The sequence below is a fragment of the Nocardioides sp. zg-1308 genome (assembly GCF_013155375.1).
Classification (GTDB): domain Bacteria; phylum Actinomycetota; class Actinomycetes; order Propionibacteriales; family Nocardioidaceae; genus Nocardioides; species Nocardioides renjunii.
Window position 1 is genome coordinate 2,356,529 of sequence record NZ_JABJQY010000002.1, and the last position, 17,316, is coordinate 2,373,844.

12 protein-coding genes are annotated in these 17,316 nt (G+C 74.2%); 11 read left to right on the forward strand and 1 reads right to left on the reverse strand.

From position 1 onward, the window contains the following. Positions 1 to 37: 37 nt before the first annotated feature. The 5 genes from HN031_RS13110 (at position 38) to HN031_RS13130 (ending at position 6,728) form a co-directional block, all read left to right on the forward strand. Positions 38 to 2,137: a hydantoinase/oxoprolinase family protein gene (locus HN031_RS13110; RefSeq protein WP_172270521.1), complete on the forward strand. Its 2,100-nt coding sequence runs from the start codon at positions 38 to 40 to the stop codon at positions 2,135 to 2,137. Then, complete coding sequence (locus tag HN031_RS13115) at positions 2,134 to 4,134, forward strand: hydantoinase B/oxoprolinase family protein (protein WP_172270523.1); 2,001 nt, start codon at positions 2,134 to 2,136, stop codon at positions 4,132 to 4,134. Before HN031_RS13110 ends, HN031_RS13115 begins: the two co-directional genes overlap by 4 nt. 13 nt (positions 4,135 to 4,147) lie before the next feature. Beyond that, positions 4,148 to 4,831, forward strand: coding sequence for an NAD(P)H-binding protein (locus tag HN031_RS13120; RefSeq protein WP_172270525.1), 684 nt, complete (start codon positions 4,148 to 4,150; stop codon positions 4,829 to 4,831). A gap of 9 nt (positions 4,832 to 4,840) precedes the next feature. Then, positions 4,841 to 5,245, forward strand: a complete 405-nt coding sequence (locus tag HN031_RS13125; protein ID WP_172270527.1) for a hypothetical protein — start codon at positions 4,841 to 4,843, stop codon at positions 5,243 to 5,245. A 136-nt stretch (positions 5,246 to 5,381) separates the two neighbouring features. Next, positions 5,382 to 6,728 carry a lanthionine synthetase LanC family protein gene (locus HN031_RS13130; RefSeq protein WP_172270529.1) on the forward strand — a complete coding sequence of 449 codons (1,347 nt, stop codon included), beginning with the start codon at positions 5,382 to 5,384 and terminating at the stop codon, positions 6,726 to 6,728. Between the two features lie 12 nt (positions 6,729 to 6,740). Here the strand turns inward: HN031_RS13130 and HN031_RS13135 are convergent, their stop codons facing one another. Next, on the reverse strand, positions 6,741 to 7,700 hold the full coding sequence (locus HN031_RS13135) for a YafY family protein (protein WP_172270531.1): 960 nt from the start codon (positions 7,698 to 7,700) through the stop codon (positions 6,741 to 6,743). A 102-nt stretch (positions 7,701 to 7,802) separates the two neighbouring features. Between HN031_RS13135 and HN031_RS13140 the strand changes: the two genes are divergently transcribed. The 6 genes from HN031_RS13140 (at position 7,803) to HN031_RS13165 (ending at position 17,295) form a co-directional block, all read left to right on the forward strand. Further along, positions 7,803 to 8,228, forward strand: coding sequence for a VOC family protein (locus tag HN031_RS13140; protein WP_172270533.1), 426 nt, complete (start codon positions 7,803 to 7,805; stop codon positions 8,226 to 8,228). Positions 8,229 to 8,289: 61 nt separating this feature from the next. After that, positions 8,290 to 8,568 carry a hypothetical protein gene (locus HN031_RS13145; protein WP_172270535.1) on the forward strand — a complete coding sequence of 93 codons (279 nt, stop codon included), beginning with the start codon at positions 8,290 to 8,292 and terminating at the stop codon, positions 8,566 to 8,568. A gap of 100 nt (positions 8,569 to 8,668) precedes the next feature. After that, positions 8,669 to 9,619 (forward strand): carbamate kinase, encoded by a 951-nt coding sequence (locus tag HN031_RS13150; protein ID WP_172270537.1) that lies wholly within the window; start codon positions 8,669 to 8,671, stop codon positions 9,617 to 9,619. Between the two features lie 2 nt (positions 9,620 to 9,621). Then, positions 9,622 to 10,728 carry a ring-opening amidohydrolase gene (locus HN031_RS13155; RefSeq protein ID WP_172270539.1) on the forward strand — a complete coding sequence of 369 codons (1,107 nt, stop codon included), beginning with the start codon at positions 9,622 to 9,624 and terminating at the stop codon, positions 10,726 to 10,728. 79 nt (positions 10,729 to 10,807) lie between these two features. Further along, positions 10,808 to 14,038: an ATP-dependent helicase gene (locus HN031_RS13160; protein WP_367650758.1), complete on the forward strand. Its 3,231-nt coding sequence runs from the start codon at positions 10,808 to 10,810 to the stop codon at positions 14,036 to 14,038. Continuing rightward, a complete protein-coding gene (locus HN031_RS13165) occupies positions 14,035 to 17,295 on the forward strand; it encodes a UvrD-helicase domain-containing protein (protein ID WP_367650759.1) in 3,261 nt (1,086 codons plus the stop codon). The genes HN031_RS13160 and HN031_RS13165 overlap by 4 nt, the downstream gene beginning before the upstream one ends. The last annotated feature ends 21 nt before the right edge of the window (positions 17,296 to 17,316 follow it).

Consider the following 17,316-nt stretch of genomic DNA (forward strand, 5'->3'; position numbering starts at 1 on the left):
TGGTCGCCGCCCACCCGGCGTCGGTTGAATCGAGCCCATGACGCGGATCAGGATCGGCATCGACACCGGCGGCACGTTCACCGACGTCGTCGCCCTCGACGAGGACTCGGGCGAGCTGGTCACGACCAAGACCCCCAGCACCCCGGGCAACCCCGCCGACGGCTTCATCGCGGGCATCGAGAAGATCCTCGGGATCGTCGGTGCCGGGGGCGGCGACATCACCGCCGTCTCCCACGGCACGACCGTGGCGACCAACAAGCTCCTCGAGGGCAAGGTCGAGGCGCTCGGGTTCATCACGACCGAGGGCTACGAGTTCATGCTCGAGATCGCTCGCCAGTCCGTGCCGGACGGCTACGGCAACTCCTACTTCTGGGTCAAGCCCGACCGCATCGTGCCGGCCGACCGGGTGCGCACGGTCGGTGGCCGCCTCGACTTCACCGGCGCCGAGATCAGGCCCTTCGACGAGGAGGCGGCGGTCGCCGCGGCGCGATGGTTCCGCGACCAGGGGATCACCACGCTCGGCGTCTGCTTCCTGCACGCCTACGCCAACGACGAGCACGAGCTGCGGATGCGCGACATCCTGCGCCGCGAGCACCCCGACGCGGTGGTCTCGATCTCCAGCGAGGTGCTGCGCGAGTACCGCGAGTATGAGCGCGCGATGACCACGCTCGTCGACGCGGCGGTCAAGCCCAACGTCAGCCGCTACGTCACCAACATCACCGAGCGGCTGCACGCCTTCACCGGCGGGCGCAGTGCCGGCGGCGCCTCGATCCCGTTCTACGTGATGAAGTCCAACGGCGGCGTGCTCTCGGCCGACGAGGTCGTCCACCAGCCGATCACCACCGTGCTGTCCGGGCCCGCCGCGGGCGCGCTGGGCGCGGCGCTCATCGCCGAGGTCGCCGGCTTCCCGCGGATCCTCACCTGCGACGGCGGCGGCACGTCGACCGACGTGTCGGTCGTGCTCGACGGCCAGCCGACCCTCACCACCGAGGGCACGGTCGGGGCCTACCCGAGCAAAATCCCGATGATCGACGTGGTCACCGTCGGCGCCGGCGGCGGCTCCATCGCCTGGCTCTCGCCCGAGGGCTCCCTCAAGGTCGGCCCGCACTCGGCCGGGGCCGACCCGGGCCCGCTCTGCTACGGCAAGGGCGGCACCCAGCCCACCATCACCGACGCCCATGTCTCGCTGGGCCGGATCCCGCCGCACCTGCTCGGTGGCGAGATCCCGCTGGACGTCGAGGCGGCTCGGCACGGGATCGCCGACCTCGCCGAGCAGCTCGGGCTCGACTTCGAGCGGTGCGCCACGGGCATCCTCGAGATCTCCGCCTGGAACCAGGCCAACGCCCTGCGCCAGGTCAGCGTCAAGCGTGGCCTCGACGTGCGTGACTTCATGCTGACGACCTTCGGCGGATCCGGCTCGCTGCTGGCCTGCCGCCTCGTCGACATCCTCGACCTCGCCGGCGTCGTCGTACCCCCCGACCCGGGCAACGTGAGCGCGTTCGGCCTGCTGACGGTCGACGTCAAGAACGACTACGTCCAGACCCACGTCGCCAAGGAGTCGGCGCTCGACCACGCGGTCGTGCAGGCGATCCTCGACGACCTCACCGACCGCGCCCGGAGCGCCCTCGACAAGGAGGGCTTCACCGCCGACCAGCACCAGTTCCTGCGCACCATCGACGTCCGCTACGTCGGCCAGGCCTACGAGGTGCGGGTCCCCGCCCCGGACGGCGCCGTCGACGACACGTACGTCGCGCAGGTGGCCGACACCTTCCACGCCGAGCACCGCCAGCTCTACGGCTACGACTTCCGCGGCGACCGCGACCAGCAGGTCGAGTGGGTCAACCTCCGGGTCACCGGCATCGGGCCGATCACGCGTCCTGAGATCCCGATGCTCGACAAGGCCGACGGCGAGGTGCTCGAGCGTGCCGTGCGCAGCCGGCGACAGGTGTGCTTCGACGCCGACGAGGGCTACGTCGACACGCCTGTCATCTGGCGCGGCGACCTCGGCGCCGGCGACGCCTTCAGCGGCCCGGCGGTGGTCGAGGAGTTCGGCTCGACCATCCCCGTCCACCCCGGCTTCGAGGTCGTGGTCGACGACTGGGCCAACCTCGTGATCCGGAAGGAGGCCGCCCGATGAGCGGCACCGCAGTGGACCCCGCCTACGTCACCGCCCGGCCGGCCAACCCGGCCGGCCTGCCCACGGCCTACGAGCACGGCGGGCGACTCACCGCCGAGGGGACGACGGTCGACCCGATCCTCGTCGAGATCGTCCAGGGCACGCTCGCCAGCGTCGAGATGGAGGTCGAGACCGCGATCGGCCGCACCAGCCGCTCGCCGATGATCCGCGACGCCCACGACTTCCGGGCCGGGATCCATGACCGCCAGCTGCGCAAGCTCACCGGCCGGTCCTACAGCGCGCTCGTGCACCCGATCGTCCGCGACTTCCCCATCGAGGAGATGCGGGAGGGGGACGTCTTCTTCCACAACGACGTCTACGAGTCCGAGGGCGGCATCGGCCACCTGCCGGACCTGTGCGTCACCGTCCCGGTGTTCCACGAGGCCGATGGTGTGAAGAGCGTCGTCGCCTTCGTGCAGGCCTTCGGCCACCACGACGACATCGGCGGCGCGGTGCCGGGCTCGATGCCCAGCAACGCGACCACCGTCTACGAGGAGGGGCTGGCCGTCCCGCCGATCAAGCTGTGGGACGCGGGCGTCCCCAACAGGTCGGCCCTGCGGATCATGACGCGCAACTCGCGCATGCCCGACAGCCTCGCCGCCGACCTCGACGCCGAGTGCTCCGCCTGCCTGATGGGGGCGCGCCGGCTCGGCGAGCTCTTCGAGCGCTACGGCCGCGACGCGATCGAGGCGTCGTTCGACGCCATCCTGGACGCGACCACCGAGACCTACCGTCGCGAGATCCTGTCGAAGATCCCCGACGGCACCTACGTCTGGGAGGACTACGCCGAGCACGACGGCGTCGACGAGCCACAGCTGCACACGCAGCGGATCACCCTGACCAAGGTCAGCGACGCGCCCGCCGACCCCGACAACGGCCGCCCGGCCGGCCCGCGGCTGATCATCGACTTCACCGGCACCAGCGCCCAGGCCAAGGGACCGATCAACCACTGCGGCGACTACGTCGGCGGCAACTTCCTCAAGAAGTGGCTCGCGCCGATCCTGCGCAACCTCGCCGACACCCCCGAGCGGATGGCCGAGCTCGACGTCAACGAGGGGATCGTGCCGCTCATCGAGATGCGGTTCCCGGAGAAGGGCACGCTGCTCACGCCGATCCACCCCGCGCCGACCAACGCCCGCACCTTCGTGATCCTGCGGCTGCTCGGCGTGCTCGCCGGCGTCGTGGCCAAGGCGGTCGACGGCAAGATGCCCGCCGACCAGGAGACGATCCGCTACACCGGCGTCTACGGCAAGGACCTCGACGGCAACGACTACCTCATGCGCGAGGTGCTCGGCGGAGGCTCCGGCGGTCGCTACTACGCCGACGGCGAGGACACCATCCACGTGGTGCCCGACTCGCGCAACCTGCCCACCGAGTTCACCGAGTCGCGCTTCCCCTTCGTCGTCGAGCGCCTCGGGCTCGCCGTCGACTCCGGCGGCGCCGGGCAGTTCCGCGGCGGCCTCGGATACGAGAAGCACATCCGGATGCTGAAGGACGCGCACTTCATGTCCATCGCCGACCGCTCGATCCTCGCCTGCTGGGGCGTGCGCGGCGGCAGGGCGGGCTCGCCGTTCCAGGTCGTCATCGACCCGGGCGGGCCGGAGGAGCGCGAGGTCGACGCCCTCGCCGACGCCGAGGTGGTCCGCGCCGGCCAGGTCGTCCGCATCCGTACGACCGGCGGAGGGGGCTGGGGCGACCCGCTGGCCCGCGACCCCGAGCTCGTCGTCCGCGACGTCGTGTGGCGCAAGGTCTCGGCCGAGGCCGCGCTGCGCGACTACGGCGTGGTCCTGACCGGCTCGGTCGACGACGGCAGCCTGGCCCACGACGCGGACGCGACCGCCGCGGAGCGCGGCGGCCGGGCGCCGTGGAGCCGTGAGGACGACGCCTTCTTCGACCGCGGTCCGGGCTACGCCTCGCTGGCCGACGGGGCGCCCCACGCCGACGTCGACACCGTCTGAGCGGCGGTCGGGGGTGCAGGCGGCCGTGCGGGTCGCGGTGCTCGGCGGCCACGGCAAGACCGGCCGCGCCGTCGGTGCTGCGCTCGCCGACCGCGGCGCCGAGGCGCTGCCGCTGGGTCGGGCCGAGTGGTCGTCCCTGGCGGTCGCGCTGGCCGGCTGCGACGCGGCCTACGTCATCGCGCCCAACCTGCACCCGGACGAGCCGGCCTACGTCGCCGCGGCGCTGGCAGCGCTCCACGCCGCCGGCGTCACCCGGGTGGTCTACCACTCGGTCGCCTCGCCCTACGTCCCTGCGATGCCGCACCACCTCGGCAAGGCGGCCGGTGAGGACCTGGTCCGCCGCAGCGGGCTCGAGTGGACGATCCTGCAGCCCGGCGCCTACCTCCAGAACCTCGACCTCACCGGGCGCCTCGAGGTGCCGTACTCCCTCGACGTCCCCTTCGGCTTCCTCGACCTCGCCGACCTCGGCCGCGCCGCGGCCTTCGTCCTGACGGAGCCGGGGCACGGCGGGGCGACGTACGAGCTCGCGACCCGCGTGGCCACCGTGCGCGAGCTCGCCGACGAGGCGGGTGTCGAGGCCCGTCGGGTGGACGACCCCGGGACGCACCCGTGGCTGACCGCGATGTTCGCCTACTACGACCGACACGGGCTGCCGGCCGGGACGCGGGTGCTGGGCGCACTGCTCCGCCGCTCCTAGGGTGTGCGCATGGCCGTGACGTTCGGGACCGGGTGCTTCGACCAGGGGCGAGGGTGGGAGGCCGAGCCACGGTTCAGGGTGGCCACGGACACCGTCGAGCTCGCCGCGGACGCACTGCTCGTGGCAGCGGAGCGCTTCATGATGGTGGGGGAGAGCGGCACCGAGCACAGCGAGGACGAGGACTTCTGGGACGAGGAGGACCGCGGGCCGAGCAGCACCGCTGTCTCCGTCGACGAGGACGCGGCCTACGTCGCTGCCGACACCGACGCATGGCTGAGCCGCCGGATGGCCGACACGATGAAGTCGATCCTCGTCCAGGAGCTGACCCGGGTCGGCGTCTCCGCCGTCGTCACGGCCGACTACGACCCGATCCGGGGCATCCGCGCCCGCAGGTGGCCGGCTCGCACGAGCTGACGCCTGGTGCCGCACACCCGTCAGGCAGTCGATCCGGAGCGCCACCTTCCTGCGATAGACCAGTACTCGTCGCAGGAACCTGGTGCACAGGATCGACTGCGCGACGACAGGGTTCCCGTGCTGCCATGATCGGTGGATGACCGACCCCGCGACGTACGCCGACCTCGGCGAGGCGGCGTGGCGCTGGGTGCTCGACCAGGTGCGGTGGGACGACGCGGGGCCGTGGATCCCCGAGACGGTGCCGCACGCCGGGGGACCGCCCGAGGAGCGCGACGGCATGCACAGCGGCATCGGCGGGCTCGCCCTCGTGCTCGCCGAGGTCCGGCTCGGGCGGGCGTGGACCGACGAGGAGCAGCGGCTCGCCGACGGCATCGCGGCCCGGATCCGCGCAGGACTGCCGACCCAGGGGCTGGCGACGTACTTCGACGGGGTGGTCAGCGACCTCGGGGTGCTGATCGCCCTGGACGCACGAGGCGCAGGCAGTGCCGAGGATGCCGGCGTCGCGGTCGCGCGGCTCGTCGAGCTCGCGACCGACGACGGGTGGGAGCAGCCCTACCTGGTGCCGCCCCCGTTCGCGCCGCACACCCGCATCAACGACGTCACGCTGGGCACGGCCGGTGTCCTGCTCGGCGCGGTGTGGGCCCACCGGCACGGCGCACGCGGGGCGGAGGACCTGGCTGCGCGGGCGGCCGGCATCCTCCTCGCGGAGGGGGAGCCGACGCAGGCGGGGACCGACTGGTCGTTCGTGCCGAGGCGCTTCCGCGCCGACGTGCCGGTCGAGCGGCAGCGCGAGATGCCCAACTGGTCGCACGGCCTCGCCGGGATCGCGGCCGCGCTCGCGGTGGCGGGCAGCGAGCTGCGCCGGCCGGACCTCGTCGACGCGGCACGCCGCGGGGCGGAGCACCTGGTGACGCTGGGCGACACCGGCGGCGACGGCTTCGTCGTGCCGGCGGCGATCCCGCCCTCACCGGGACTCGAGGAGGTCACGTTCACCTGGTGCCACGGACCGACCGGCACCTCGCTGCTCTTCACCGCCCTCGAGCACGCCGGCGTCGACGTGGTCGCGGGCGAGTCCCCGGCCCAGTGGCACCGCCGTTGCCTGCGCAGCGTCCGCACGTCCGGCGTGCCGCGACGGCTGCGCCCGGGCTTCTGGGACAACGACGGACGCTGCTGCGGCACCGCCGGTGTCGGCGAGGTGTTCCTCGACGCGTGGCAGCGGCTCGGCGACCCCGACGACCTCGCCTTCGCGACGGTCCTGGGCGATGCGCTGCTCGACCGGGCCGTCCGCGACGGCGACCGCGCGTGCTGGCGCTTCACCGAGCACCGCAGGGACGACCCCCTCCTGCCGCCCGGAGTCGGCTGGATGCAGGGCGCCGCCGGCATCGCGGCCCACCTGCTGCGGCTCTCGCGGGTCCTCCGCGAGGGTCGTACGGCGCCCGCCGTCGCCCGTCTCGACACGTGGTGGAACCTGCCGCCAGCCTGAGCCGCGCGGCGCTCAGCCGCCGGCCCCCGCGAACCGGGCCGCCAGCACCCGGCACGCCGCCGCCAGCTCGGGCGGCGCCACGACCTCCACGTCGGCGTCGAAGCGGGCGAACGCCGCCGCGAGCGCCACCCACGACCAGGCGCCGAGCGTGACCCGGCAGGTGCCGTCGGCGAGCGCCTCGACGTCGCCGTCGCCGACGAAGGGCGCCACCTCGGAGGCGGGTGCCCGCAGCACCGCGGTGCCCCGGCACGGCCACGCGTCCTCGTCGGCCGAGCCCTTGAAGCGCGCGGACACGAACGTCGCCACGTCGGGCGCCGGCAGCTCGCGGGGCACGAAGCGCGGACCGTGGGGGGTGCGCAACCGCATCCTGTCCAGCCGGTAGGTCCGCCAGGCCTCGCGGTCGAGGTCCCACCCGACGACGTACCAGCGGGAGCGACGCCGGACCAGGTGCACCGCCTCCGTCCGCCGCGGTGGCGCGCCGGGCGACTCCTCGCCGTAGTCGAAGCGCAGCACCTCGCAGCGGCGGATCGCCGTGCTCACCTCGACGATGACGGCCGGATCGACGGCCGGCCCGCGGTCGAGCGCCGTCACGCGGACGGCGTCGACGCGGTGACGCAGGTGGCTGGGCAGCACCTGGCGCACCGTCGCAAGGGCGCGGGCGGCGCCCTGCGCGACGCCGTCGTCGGTGCCGTCGCCGCTTCCGGTCGCCAGGCGTAGCGCCACGGCCAGCGCCACCGCCTGCTCCTCGTCGAAGAGCAGGGGAGGGAGCTCGCTGCCCGACTCCAGCCGGTAGCCGCCGTCGGGTCCCTTGGTGGCCGTGACGCGGTAGCCCAGCCCGCGCAGGCGGTCCACGTCGCGACGCACCGTGCGCTCGGTGACCTCCAGCCGCTGCGCCAGGACACCCCCGGGCCAGTCGCGGCGCGCCTGGAGGAGGGAGAGCAGGGCGAGGAGCCGCCCGGTGGGTCCTGACATGGCCCCAGTGTGCCCGAGGTAGCGGACAGGAACGGTCCTCTTCCGGCGAGAGAGTGAGGGCACCGGCCGGAACCGCCGACCGGGCCACCAGGAGGAACCACCATGACCATCGACGTCACCCCGCACCTCAACTTCCGCGGCAGCGCCCGCGAGGCGCTCGAGCTCTACCGCGACGCCCTGGGCGGCGAGCTCACGATCGTCACCTACCGCGACGCCCACGCCGTCCAGGACCCCGCCGAGGGCGACCAGGTCATGTGGGGCCAGGTCGCGGCGCCGAGCGGGGCACGGGTGATGGCCTACGACGTGCCGTCCGCGCTGCCCCACGACGCCGGGACCATCCCGTTCTTCGTCTCGCTCCGCGGCGCCGACGCGGACGAGGTCTCCGCGGCGTGGGCGGGGCTGCTCGACGGCGCGACTGTCGTGCAGGACCTCGCGCCGTCCGGCTGGTCCCCGCTCTACGGCATGCTGCGCGACCGCTTCGGGGTCACCTGGGTGCTGGACGTGGCGGTGGCGTACCCGTCGGCCTGACGAGCCGGCCGGCCGCAGCCGGCCCGGGACACCGGGCCGGCTCCGGGCGCACACTGGACCGATGGACGAGGACGTCGAGGACATGAGCCGCGAGCAGCTGGTCGCCGAGGTCCGCACGTTGCGGGCGGCGATCCGGACCCACCGCGACAGCTCGGGGCACGACCTGTGCTGGCACCACCCGGACCTCTGGGGCACGCTCCCGGAGCGGGTCGAGCCGGACGTCGCGGTGCCGCCGTGGCCGCAGTTCCTGCGCGGGTGCCTGGCCTACCGGCAGTCGCTCGACGAGCAGGTGGCGGGCGCCCCGGCACATGCGGCGGAGTACGACGCAGGGGCGTCCTGACCTCGGCCGGAGGCGCTGGGCAACTGTTGCCCTCCGTCCCGCGTGTGCCTGACAACTCTTGCCGGTGGGGGCTGTGCCGCCGGTCACTAGGGTCGAGCGCATGAGGGTCCTGCTCGCACTCGGCGGCAACGCCATGACGAACGCCGACGGGCGGGCGCGTCCGGAGGACCAGATCGCCGCGGCGGGGGTGGCCATGGCCGCCGTCGCCGGACTGCTCAAGCACGAGCACGAGGTCGTCGTCACCCACGGCAACGGTCCGCAGGTCGGCAACCTGCTCGTGAAGAACGAGCTGGCCGCGGGCGTCGTACCTCCCGTGCCGCTGGACTGGTGCGGGGCACAGACGCAGGCCACCCTCGGCTTCGTCCTCATGGACACCCTCGACCGCGAGCTCGACGCGCGGGGGATCGACCGGCGCAGCGCCGCGCTGGTGACCCGCACCCTGGTCGACGCCGACGACCCGGGCTTCACCACGCCGACCAAGCCCATTGGACGCCACCTTCCCGAGGCGGAGGCGAAGCTGCTCGTGGGCCACGGCGAGACCTGGGAGGACCGCGGCGAGAAGGGCTGGCGCCGCGTCGTGGCCTCGCCCGAGCCGCAGGAGATCCTCGACGCACCGGCCGTGCTCGCCCTCATCGAGGCGGGCTTCGTCGTGGTGGCCAACGGAGGCGGCGGCATCCCGCACGTACGCCGCCCGGACGGGTCGCTGGCCGGTGTGGAGGCCGTCATCGACAAGGACCTCGGCGCCGCGCTCCTGGCCGCGACGACGCGGGCCGACGTCCTCGTCATCGCCACCGACGTGCCGCACGCCGTCATCCGCTGGGGCGAGCCGGACGCCGAGCCGCTCGGTCGCCTCACCGTGGCCGAGCTGCGCGCCCACGCCGCCGACGGCCACTTCGCGTCGGGGTCCATGGGACCCAAGGTCGACGCCGTGTGCCGCTTCGTGGAGGCGACCGGCCGCACCGGCGTCATCACGAGCCTCGACCAGATCACCGCAGCGGTCGCCGGCGACGCCGGCACCGTCGTCGTACCCACCCCGAAAGGAAACCGCTGAACATGCCCAGCGCCATTGAAGTCCGCAAGGTCCCGATCCACTCGGTGTCCGACGCCTCCGAGCTGACGAAGCTGATCGACGAGGGCGTCATCGCCGCCGACCGGGTCTTCGCCATCATCGGCAAGACCGAGGGCAACGGCGGCGTCAACGACTACACGCGGATCATCGCCGACCGCGCCTTCCGCGAGGCGCTGGTCGCCCAGGGCGCCGACGCCGAGCAGGTCAAGGGCATCCCCATCGTGTGGTCGGGCGGCACCGACGGCGTGATCAGCCCCCACGCCACCATCTTCGCGACCACGGACGTCCCCGAGGACGACCCGTCGCGCCAGGAGATGCGGCTCACCGCCGGCTTCGCGATGAGCGAGCCGATCCTGCCCGAGGAGATCGGCTACACCGCGATGGTCGAGAAGGTGGCGGCCGGGGTGAAGGTCGCCATGGAGCGCGCCGGCATCACCGATCCCGCCGACGTGCACTACGTCCAGACCAAGACCCCGCTGCTGACCATCCACACCATCCGTGACGCCAAGTCGCGCGGCAAGACGGTGTGGACCGAGCACACGCACGAGTCGATGGACCTCTCCAACGGCGTCACCGGCCTCGGCATCGCCGTCGCCCTCGGCGAGATCGACATGCCGAGCGACGCCGACATCATGCACAACCGCGAGCTCTACTCCGCTGTCGCCTCGTGCTCGTCGGGCGTCGAGCTCGACCAGGCGCAGATCGTGGTCGTGGGCAACGCCACCGGCGTCGGGGGCCGCTACCGCATCGGCCACTCGGTCATGGAGGACGCCCTCGACGCCGACGGCATCTGGGAGGCCATCCGCTCCGCCGGCCTCGACCTGCCGGAGCGCCCCCGCACCAGCGACCTCGACGGCAGGCTCGTCAACGTCTTCCTCAAGTGCGAGGCCAGCCAGGACGGCATGGTCCGCGGCCGTCGCAACGCCATGCTCGACGACTCCGACGTGCACTGGCACCGCCAGATCAAGGCGGCGGTCGGCGGTGTCACCGCGGCCGTGACCGGCGACCCGGCCGTCTTCGTGTCGGTCTCCGCGGCCCACCAGGGTCCCGAGGGCGGCGGCCCGGTCGCCGCCATCGTCGACCTCGGCTGAGCCGCTCCGACGCACCGCTCGTACGCCCCTCGGCGGGGCCGGCAGGTGACTGTCGGTCCCGCGTGATGGGGTGTCTCCCGTGAGCACGACGACCCGCTACCGGCTGGTGCGCCCCGACCGCGAGGTCGTGGTGCCCGAGCTCGACGAGCACCAGCAGCGCGTCGTCGACCACGAGGGCGGTCCGCTGCTCGTGCTGGCCGGCCCCGGCACGGGCAAGACCACCACCCTCGTCGAGGCGATCGTGGACCGCATCGAGGTCCGGGGCGCCTCGCCCGACTCGGTCCTCGCGCTGACGTTCTCGCGCAAGGCCGCCGAGCAGCTGCGCGACCGGGTGACGGCCCGCGTCGCCCGCACGACCTCGGCCGCCTCGTGCTCGACGTTCCACTCCTTCGCCTACGCCTTGGTCCGCAAGTACGCCCCCGCCGAGCTCTACGAGGGAGCCATCCGCCTGCTCTCGGCCCCCGAGGCCGACGTGGTGCTGCGCGAGCTGCTGCGAGACAACCCCGAATCGGTGGTGTGGCCCGAGCCGCTGCGGCGCGCGGTCGGCACCCGGGGGTTCGTCCGCGAGGTGCAGGCGGTGCTGGCCCGTGCCCGCGAGAAGGGCCTCGACCCCGCCGGGCTGCGCAGCCTCGGCATCGAGCACGACCTGCCGGAGCTCGTCGCCGCCGGGCTCTTCCTCGAGCAATACCTGACGGTCCTCGACAACCTCGGCGCCACCGACTACTCCGACCTCATCCGCCGGGCCGTCATCGAGGCCGAGGCCCACCGCGACGAGCTGCGCGCGCGCTGGGGCCACGTCTTCGTGGACGAGTACCAGGACACCGATCCCGGCCAGGTGGCCCTCCTGCGGGCGCTCGCGGGCGACGGCCGCGACCTGACCGTCGTCGGCGACCCGCACCAGTCGATCTACGGCTTCCGCGGCGCCGACGTGCGCGGCATCCTCGACTTCCCGGCGAGCTTCCCGACCGCCGCCGGCGAGCCGGCCCCCGTCGTCGTGCTGCGCCGCACGAGGCGCTTCGGCCCGCGGATCCTGCTCGCCGCGGGCCGGGTCGCCAGTCGGCTGACGCTGACCGGCAGCATCGGCGCCGAGGCCCGGGAGGCGTTCCTGGCGCCCGAGGCGGTGCCGGGGCCGCACGGCAACGGCCGCGTCGAGGTCTTCACCTACGACACCGAGCGGGCCGAGGCGGAGCGGCTGGCCGACCTGCTGCGCCGCGCCCACCTCGAGGACGGCATCGCCTGGGACCGGATGGCCGTCCTCGTGCGGTCCGGCCGGACCAGCATCCCGCCGCTGCGCCGGGCGCTGGCCGCCTCCGGCGTGCCCGTGGAGGTCGCCTCCGACGACCTGCCGCTCGTGCACGACCCGGCCGTGCTGCCGCTGCTCGACGGGCTCCGCGCCGTGGTCAACCTCGACAACGACGACCCCGACTCGCCCGACTTCCTCGACCCGGGCCGGATCGAGTCGCTGCTGCTCTCTCCCCTGGGCGGCCTCGACGCGTCCGACCTGCGCGCCCTCGTGCGCCGCCTGCGCACCCGCGAGAAGGAGCTCGCCGACGCCAGCGCCCGGCGCACCTCGCGCGAGCTGCTGCGGCTGGCGGTGGTCGAGGACGGCTTCCTCGACGGCCTCGACGGGCCCGACGTCGAGCGCGCCGCTGCGCTGGCGGGCCTCCTGCGCGACGGCGCCCGCATGCTGGCCGACCGGGCCGGCGTCGAGGACGTCCTGTGGCACCTGTGGTCGACCACCGCCTGGCCGCAGCGCCTGCGCCGCCAGGTCGACACCGGAGGAGCGGGCGCCCGGCGGGCCCACCGCGACCTCGACGCCATCGTCGCGCTGTTCGAGCTCGCGGCCCGGGCCGTCGACCAGCGCGACCACGTCGGGGTGGAGGCGTTCTTCGCCAGCCTGGTCGCCCAGCAGCTGCCCGCCGACACCCTCGCCGAGCGCGGGGTGCGCGGCGCCGCGGTCAGGTTGCTCACCGCCCACCGCTCCAAGGGCCTCGAGTGGGACCTCGTCGTGGTTGCCCACGTCCAGCAGGAGGGCTGGCCCGACCTCCGGCGCCGCGCCACCCTGCTGGGTGCCGACCGGATCGGTGTCGACCCCGTCGGGCACCCCGACCTGGTCCCGCCCGTCACGACCCGCGCGCTGCTGATGGAGGAGCGTCGGCTGTTCTACGTCGCCTGCACCCGCGCCCGCCGCCGGCTCGTGGTGAGCGCCGTCCGCTCTCCCGAGGACGACGGCGAGCAGCCGTCGCGGTTCCTCGAGGAGCTCGGCGTGAGCATCGAGCACCAGGACGGCCGCCCCCCGCGGCCGCTGTCGCTCGGCGGCCTCGTGGCCGAGCTGCGCCGCACCGCGGCGGACCCGCAGGCGTCGACGGCGCTGCGCGAGGCGGCCGCGCGCCGGCTCGCCGCCCTCGCGGCCGAGGAGGTCGACGGGCGCCAGCTGGTGCCGGCCGCCGACCCCTCGACCTGGTGGGGCACCCGCAGCGCCACCCGGTCGATCGAGCCCATCCGCGACCCCGAACGGCCGGTGCCGGTCTCGGCCAGCATGCTCGACTCCATCCTGGTGTGCCCCGCGCAGTGGTTCTTCGAGCGCGAGGCGGGCGGGGTCTCGGCGGTGCACCAGTCCGCCAACCTCGGCCAGGTGCTCCACGCCCTCGCCGAGCGCGTCGCCCGCGGTGAGCTCCCGGCCGAGGAGGCGCCGCTGATGGCCGAGGTCGAGGCGATCTGGGACCGGCTCGCCTTCCGGACCCCGTGGTCGCGCCAGCGTGAGCTCGCCCGGATCCGCAAGGCGGTCGCGCGGTTCGTGCAGTGGCACCTCGCCAACCCCCGCCAGGTCCTCGGCGCCGAGCAGCGCTTCGAGAGCGTGGTCGACGTCGACGGCCGCCCCGTGCGGCTCACCGGCTTCGCCGACCGGCTCGAGATCGACGACGACGGCCGGGTCGTCGTCGTCGACTTCAAGAGCGCGCGCACCGCCCCCACCGGTCCCGCGGTCGCCGGCAACCTCCAGCTCGCCCTCTACCAGTACGCCGTCGACGCCGGCGCCCTCGACGAGGCGGCGGGTCGTCCGGTGTGCTCCGGCGGGGCCGAGCTCGTCCAGCTCGGCATCGACGACGACTCGGCCGTCGCCAAGGTGCAGGGACAGTCCGTCCACGACGACGCCGGGCCCGAGCGCGCGCTGCTCCGCGCGGGGCTGGCGCGTGCCGCCGACCTGGTGCGCTCGGAGAACTTCCCCGCCACGGCCGGCCCGCACTGCCGCGACTGCCCGTTCGTCCCGATCTGCCCGGCGAAGGGCGCAGGGAGCGTGACCGTCCAGTGACCGGGACCAGCCTGCGCGAGACGACCGTCCCCGAGCGGGAGCCGGTCCGCCTCGACACGCCCGCGGACCTGCAGGCGCTGATGGGCGGCCACGCACCGAGCGACGAGCAGTGGGCCGCCATCACCGCGCCGCTGCGCCCCACGGTCGTGGTCGCGGGAGCCGGCAGCGGCAAGACGACCCTCATGGCCCAGCGGGTGGTCTGGCTCGTCGCCACCGGCAAGGTGCGGCCCGAGGAGGTCCTCGGCCTCACCTTCACCACCAAGGCCGCCGCCGAGCTCCGACAGCGCGTCACCGCCGCGCTGGGCGCGGCGGGCCTGCTCGACCGCTCCGTCGTCGTCGAGGGGGAGGACGTCCTCGAGCCGACCGTCGCGACCTACCACGCCTACGCCGCCACCCTGCTCACCGACCACGGCCTCCGCATCGGCCACGAGCCCGACACCCGCGTCGTCTCCGACGCCTCCCGCTACCAGCTCGGCGCGCGGGTGATCGAGCGCTTCACCGGCCACATCGAGCTGCTCACCGACCATCCCGCCACCGCCATCCAGAACCTCCTCGCCCTCGACGGCGCGATGAGCGAGCACCTCGTCGACGCCGACGACGTACGCCGCGTCGACCAGGACGCCCGGCGCGGGTTCGAGCGCGCGATCGAGGAGGAGCAGGCCGGCAAGGCCCGCTCGACCTACCTCGGGCCGCCGGCCAAGGCGATCAACGCCATCGACCGCCGCGCCGAGCTCTTGCAGCTCGTCAGCGGCTACCGCCGGCTCAAGGCCGACCTCGGCCTCATGGACTTCGGGGACCAGATCGCCCTCGCCGCCCGGCTCGTCGAGGACCAGCCCGAGGTGGGCGAGATCGAGCGGGCGCGGTTCAAGGTCGTGCTGCTCGACGAGTACCAGGACACCTCCGTCGCGCAGGCGACCATGCTGGCGCGGCTCTTCTCCGGCCCCGACCCCGAGCGCGGGCTGGGTCACCCGGTCATGGCCGTCGGCGACCCCAACCAGGCGATCTACGGCTGGCGCGGCGCCTCGGTGTCCAACATCCTCAACTTCGCCGACACGTTCCCGGCCGCCGACGGCGAGCCCGGCCGGCTCCCGCTGACCGTCAACCGGCGCTCGGACCGGCGCATCCTCGACGTGGCCAACCGGCTGGCCGAGCCGCTGCTCGCGGCCTACGGCGACAAGGTGGCGCGGCTCCGCGCGGCGGAGAGGGCAGCCGACGGCCGCGTGGAGGCCGCCGTCTTCGAGCGGGCGTCCGACGAGCTCGCGTGGCTCGCCGAGGCCGTACGCCGCGAGCACGACGCGGGCAAGGCCTGGTCCGACATCGGCGTGCTGAGCCGCGACAACGCGCAGGCCGAGGACGTCTACGACACCCTCACCGCCGCCGGCGTCCCGGTCGAGATCGTCGGCCTCTCCGGCCTGGTCCGGCTCCCCGAGGTGGCGGAGGTCGTCGCCACCCTGACCCTGCTCCACGACGTCACGGCCAACTCCTCGATGCTCACCCTGCTCACCGGCCCGCGGTGGGCCATCGGCCCGCGCGACCTGCGGCTGCTGGCGCTGCGCGCGGCGGAGATCGCCGGGGTGCGGGGTCGCAAGGAGGCCGCCTCGGTCGCCGCCCAGCTCCTCCAGATCGCCGACGGCATCGATGCCTCCGAGCTGCCGGCCCTCAGTGACGCCGTGGAGTCGCCCGGCGAGGCGGCCTACTCACCCGAGGCGCTCGACCGGTTCGGGCTGCTCGCCGGCGAGCTGCGGCGCCTGCGGGCGCACGTCGGCGACCCGCTGCTCGACGTCGTGCGTCGCATCATCGACACCACGGGGGTCGACGTCGAGCTCGCCTCGGCGACCTCGCCGGCCGCTGCCGCGCGCCGTGACAACCTCGACCTGTTCGTCAAGGCCGTGGCGGAGTTCCAGTCGGTCGACGGCGACGTCACCCTGCCGGCGCTGCTGGCCTACCTCACGGCGGAGGACGACCAGGGCAACGGCCTCGACGTCGCCGTGCCGACGGCCGCCGACTCGGTCAAGCTGCTCACCGTCCACCGCGCCAAGGGCCTGGAGTGGTCCTCGGTGTTCTGCGTCGGCGTGGGGGAGACCCGCTTCCCGAGCAACCGCTCCCGCACGCTGTGGACCTCCTCGCCCGCCGTCCTCCCGGCGCCGCTGCGCGGCGACCGCGCCGACCAGCCGCAGCTCGTCGGCCACGACAAGGCCGCGCTCGACGCCTACCGCGCCGCGACGAAGGCCCACGACGCCGAGGAGGAGCTGCGCCTGGGCTACGTCGCCTACACCCGCGCCGCCCACCACCTCGCGGTGACGTCCTACCTCTGGGGCCAGCGGGCGACGCCCTTCGGGCCCTCGGCCTACCAGTGCGTGGTCCGCGACCAGCTCGACGACTGGGGCGAGCCGGTGGAGCGGTGGCTGGAGAAGCCGGCCCCCAAGTCGCCCAACCCCAACGACGACGTCGACCCCTCCCGCCCCTGGCCCGTGCCGGGGCCGGGGGAGGAGGCCCGTCGGCGGCTGGCCGCCGCCGAGCTGGTGCGCAGCGTCGACCGCACCGCCCCCGACCACGACCTCGACATGGTCGAGGCGGCCCGGGTCGCCGACTGGGACGACGACCTGGCGCAGCTCCTGACCGAGGCCCGCGCCGAACGCGCCACGTCCGTCGACCTGCCGCTGCCGAGCAGCCTGTCCGCCACCTCCGTGGCCCGGCTCCGTGACGACCCCGAGGGCTTCGCCCGCGAGCTGGCGCGACCGATGCCGCGCCCGCCTGCCCCGGCCGCGCGGTTCGGCACGGCGTTCCACGCCTGGGTGGAGGAGCGGTTCGGCCAGCAGGCGCTCATCGAGCCCGACGAGCTGCCGGGGCGTGCCGACGCCGGCATCGACGACCAGGCCGACCTGGGGGAGGTGGTCAAGCGGTTCGAGGACGGACCGTTCGGCGACCGGGCCCCCCACGCCGTCGAGGCGCCGTTCGCGCTCGTGCTCGCCGGCCAGGTCGTCCGCGGTCGCATCGACGCCGTCTACGCCGAGCCCTCAGGGTCGGCGGACGCCCAATTCCTCGTCGTCGACTGGAAGACCGGTCGCCACGAGAGCGCCGACCCCCTCCAGCTCGCCCTCTACCGGCTGGCGTGGGCCGAGCTCACCGACACCCCGCTCGACCGCGTGCGGGCCGCGTTCCACTACGTCCGGACCGGTCACACGGTCGAGCCCGAGGACCTGCCCGGTCGCGACCAGCTCGAGGCGCTGGTGCGCGAGGGAGCCGTCGGCGCCTGACGCTGGTGCTCCACCCACGGC

Excerpts from the sequence above, each read along its gene's own strand:
- HN031_RS13155 (WP_172270539.1), top strand. The coding sequence starts at position 9,622 with ATGCCCAGCGCCATTGAAGTCCGCAAGGTCCCGATCCACTCGGTGTCC.
- HN031_RS13150 (WP_172270537.1), top strand. The coding sequence starts at position 8,669 with ATGAGGGTCCTGCTCGCACTCGGCGGCAACGCCATGACGAACGCCGAC.
- HN031_RS13115 (WP_172270523.1), top strand. The coding sequence starts at position 2,134 with ATGAGCGGCACCGCAGTGGACCCCGCCTACGTCACCGCCCGGCCGGCC.
- HN031_RS13145 (WP_172270535.1), top strand. The coding sequence starts at position 8,290 with ATGGACGAGGACGTCGAGGACATGAGCCGCGAGCAGCTGGTCGCCGAG.
- HN031_RS13140 (WP_172270533.1), top strand. The coding sequence starts at position 7,803 with ATGACCATCGACGTCACCCCGCACCTCAACTTCCGCGGCAGCGCCCGC.
- HN031_RS13130 (WP_172270529.1), top strand. The coding sequence starts at position 5,382 with ATGACCGACCCCGCGACGTACGCCGACCTCGGCGAGGCGGCGTGGCGC.
- HN031_RS13135 (WP_172270531.1), bottom strand. The coding sequence starts at position 7,700 with ATGTCAGGACCCACCGGGCGGCTCCTCGCCCTGCTCTCCCTCCTCCAG.
- HN031_RS13125 (WP_172270527.1), top strand. The coding sequence starts at position 4,841 with ATGGCCGTGACGTTCGGGACCGGGTGCTTCGACCAGGGGCGAGGGTGG.
- HN031_RS13110 (WP_172270521.1), top strand. The coding sequence starts at position 38 with ATGACGCGGATCAGGATCGGCATCGACACCGGCGGCACGTTCACCGAC.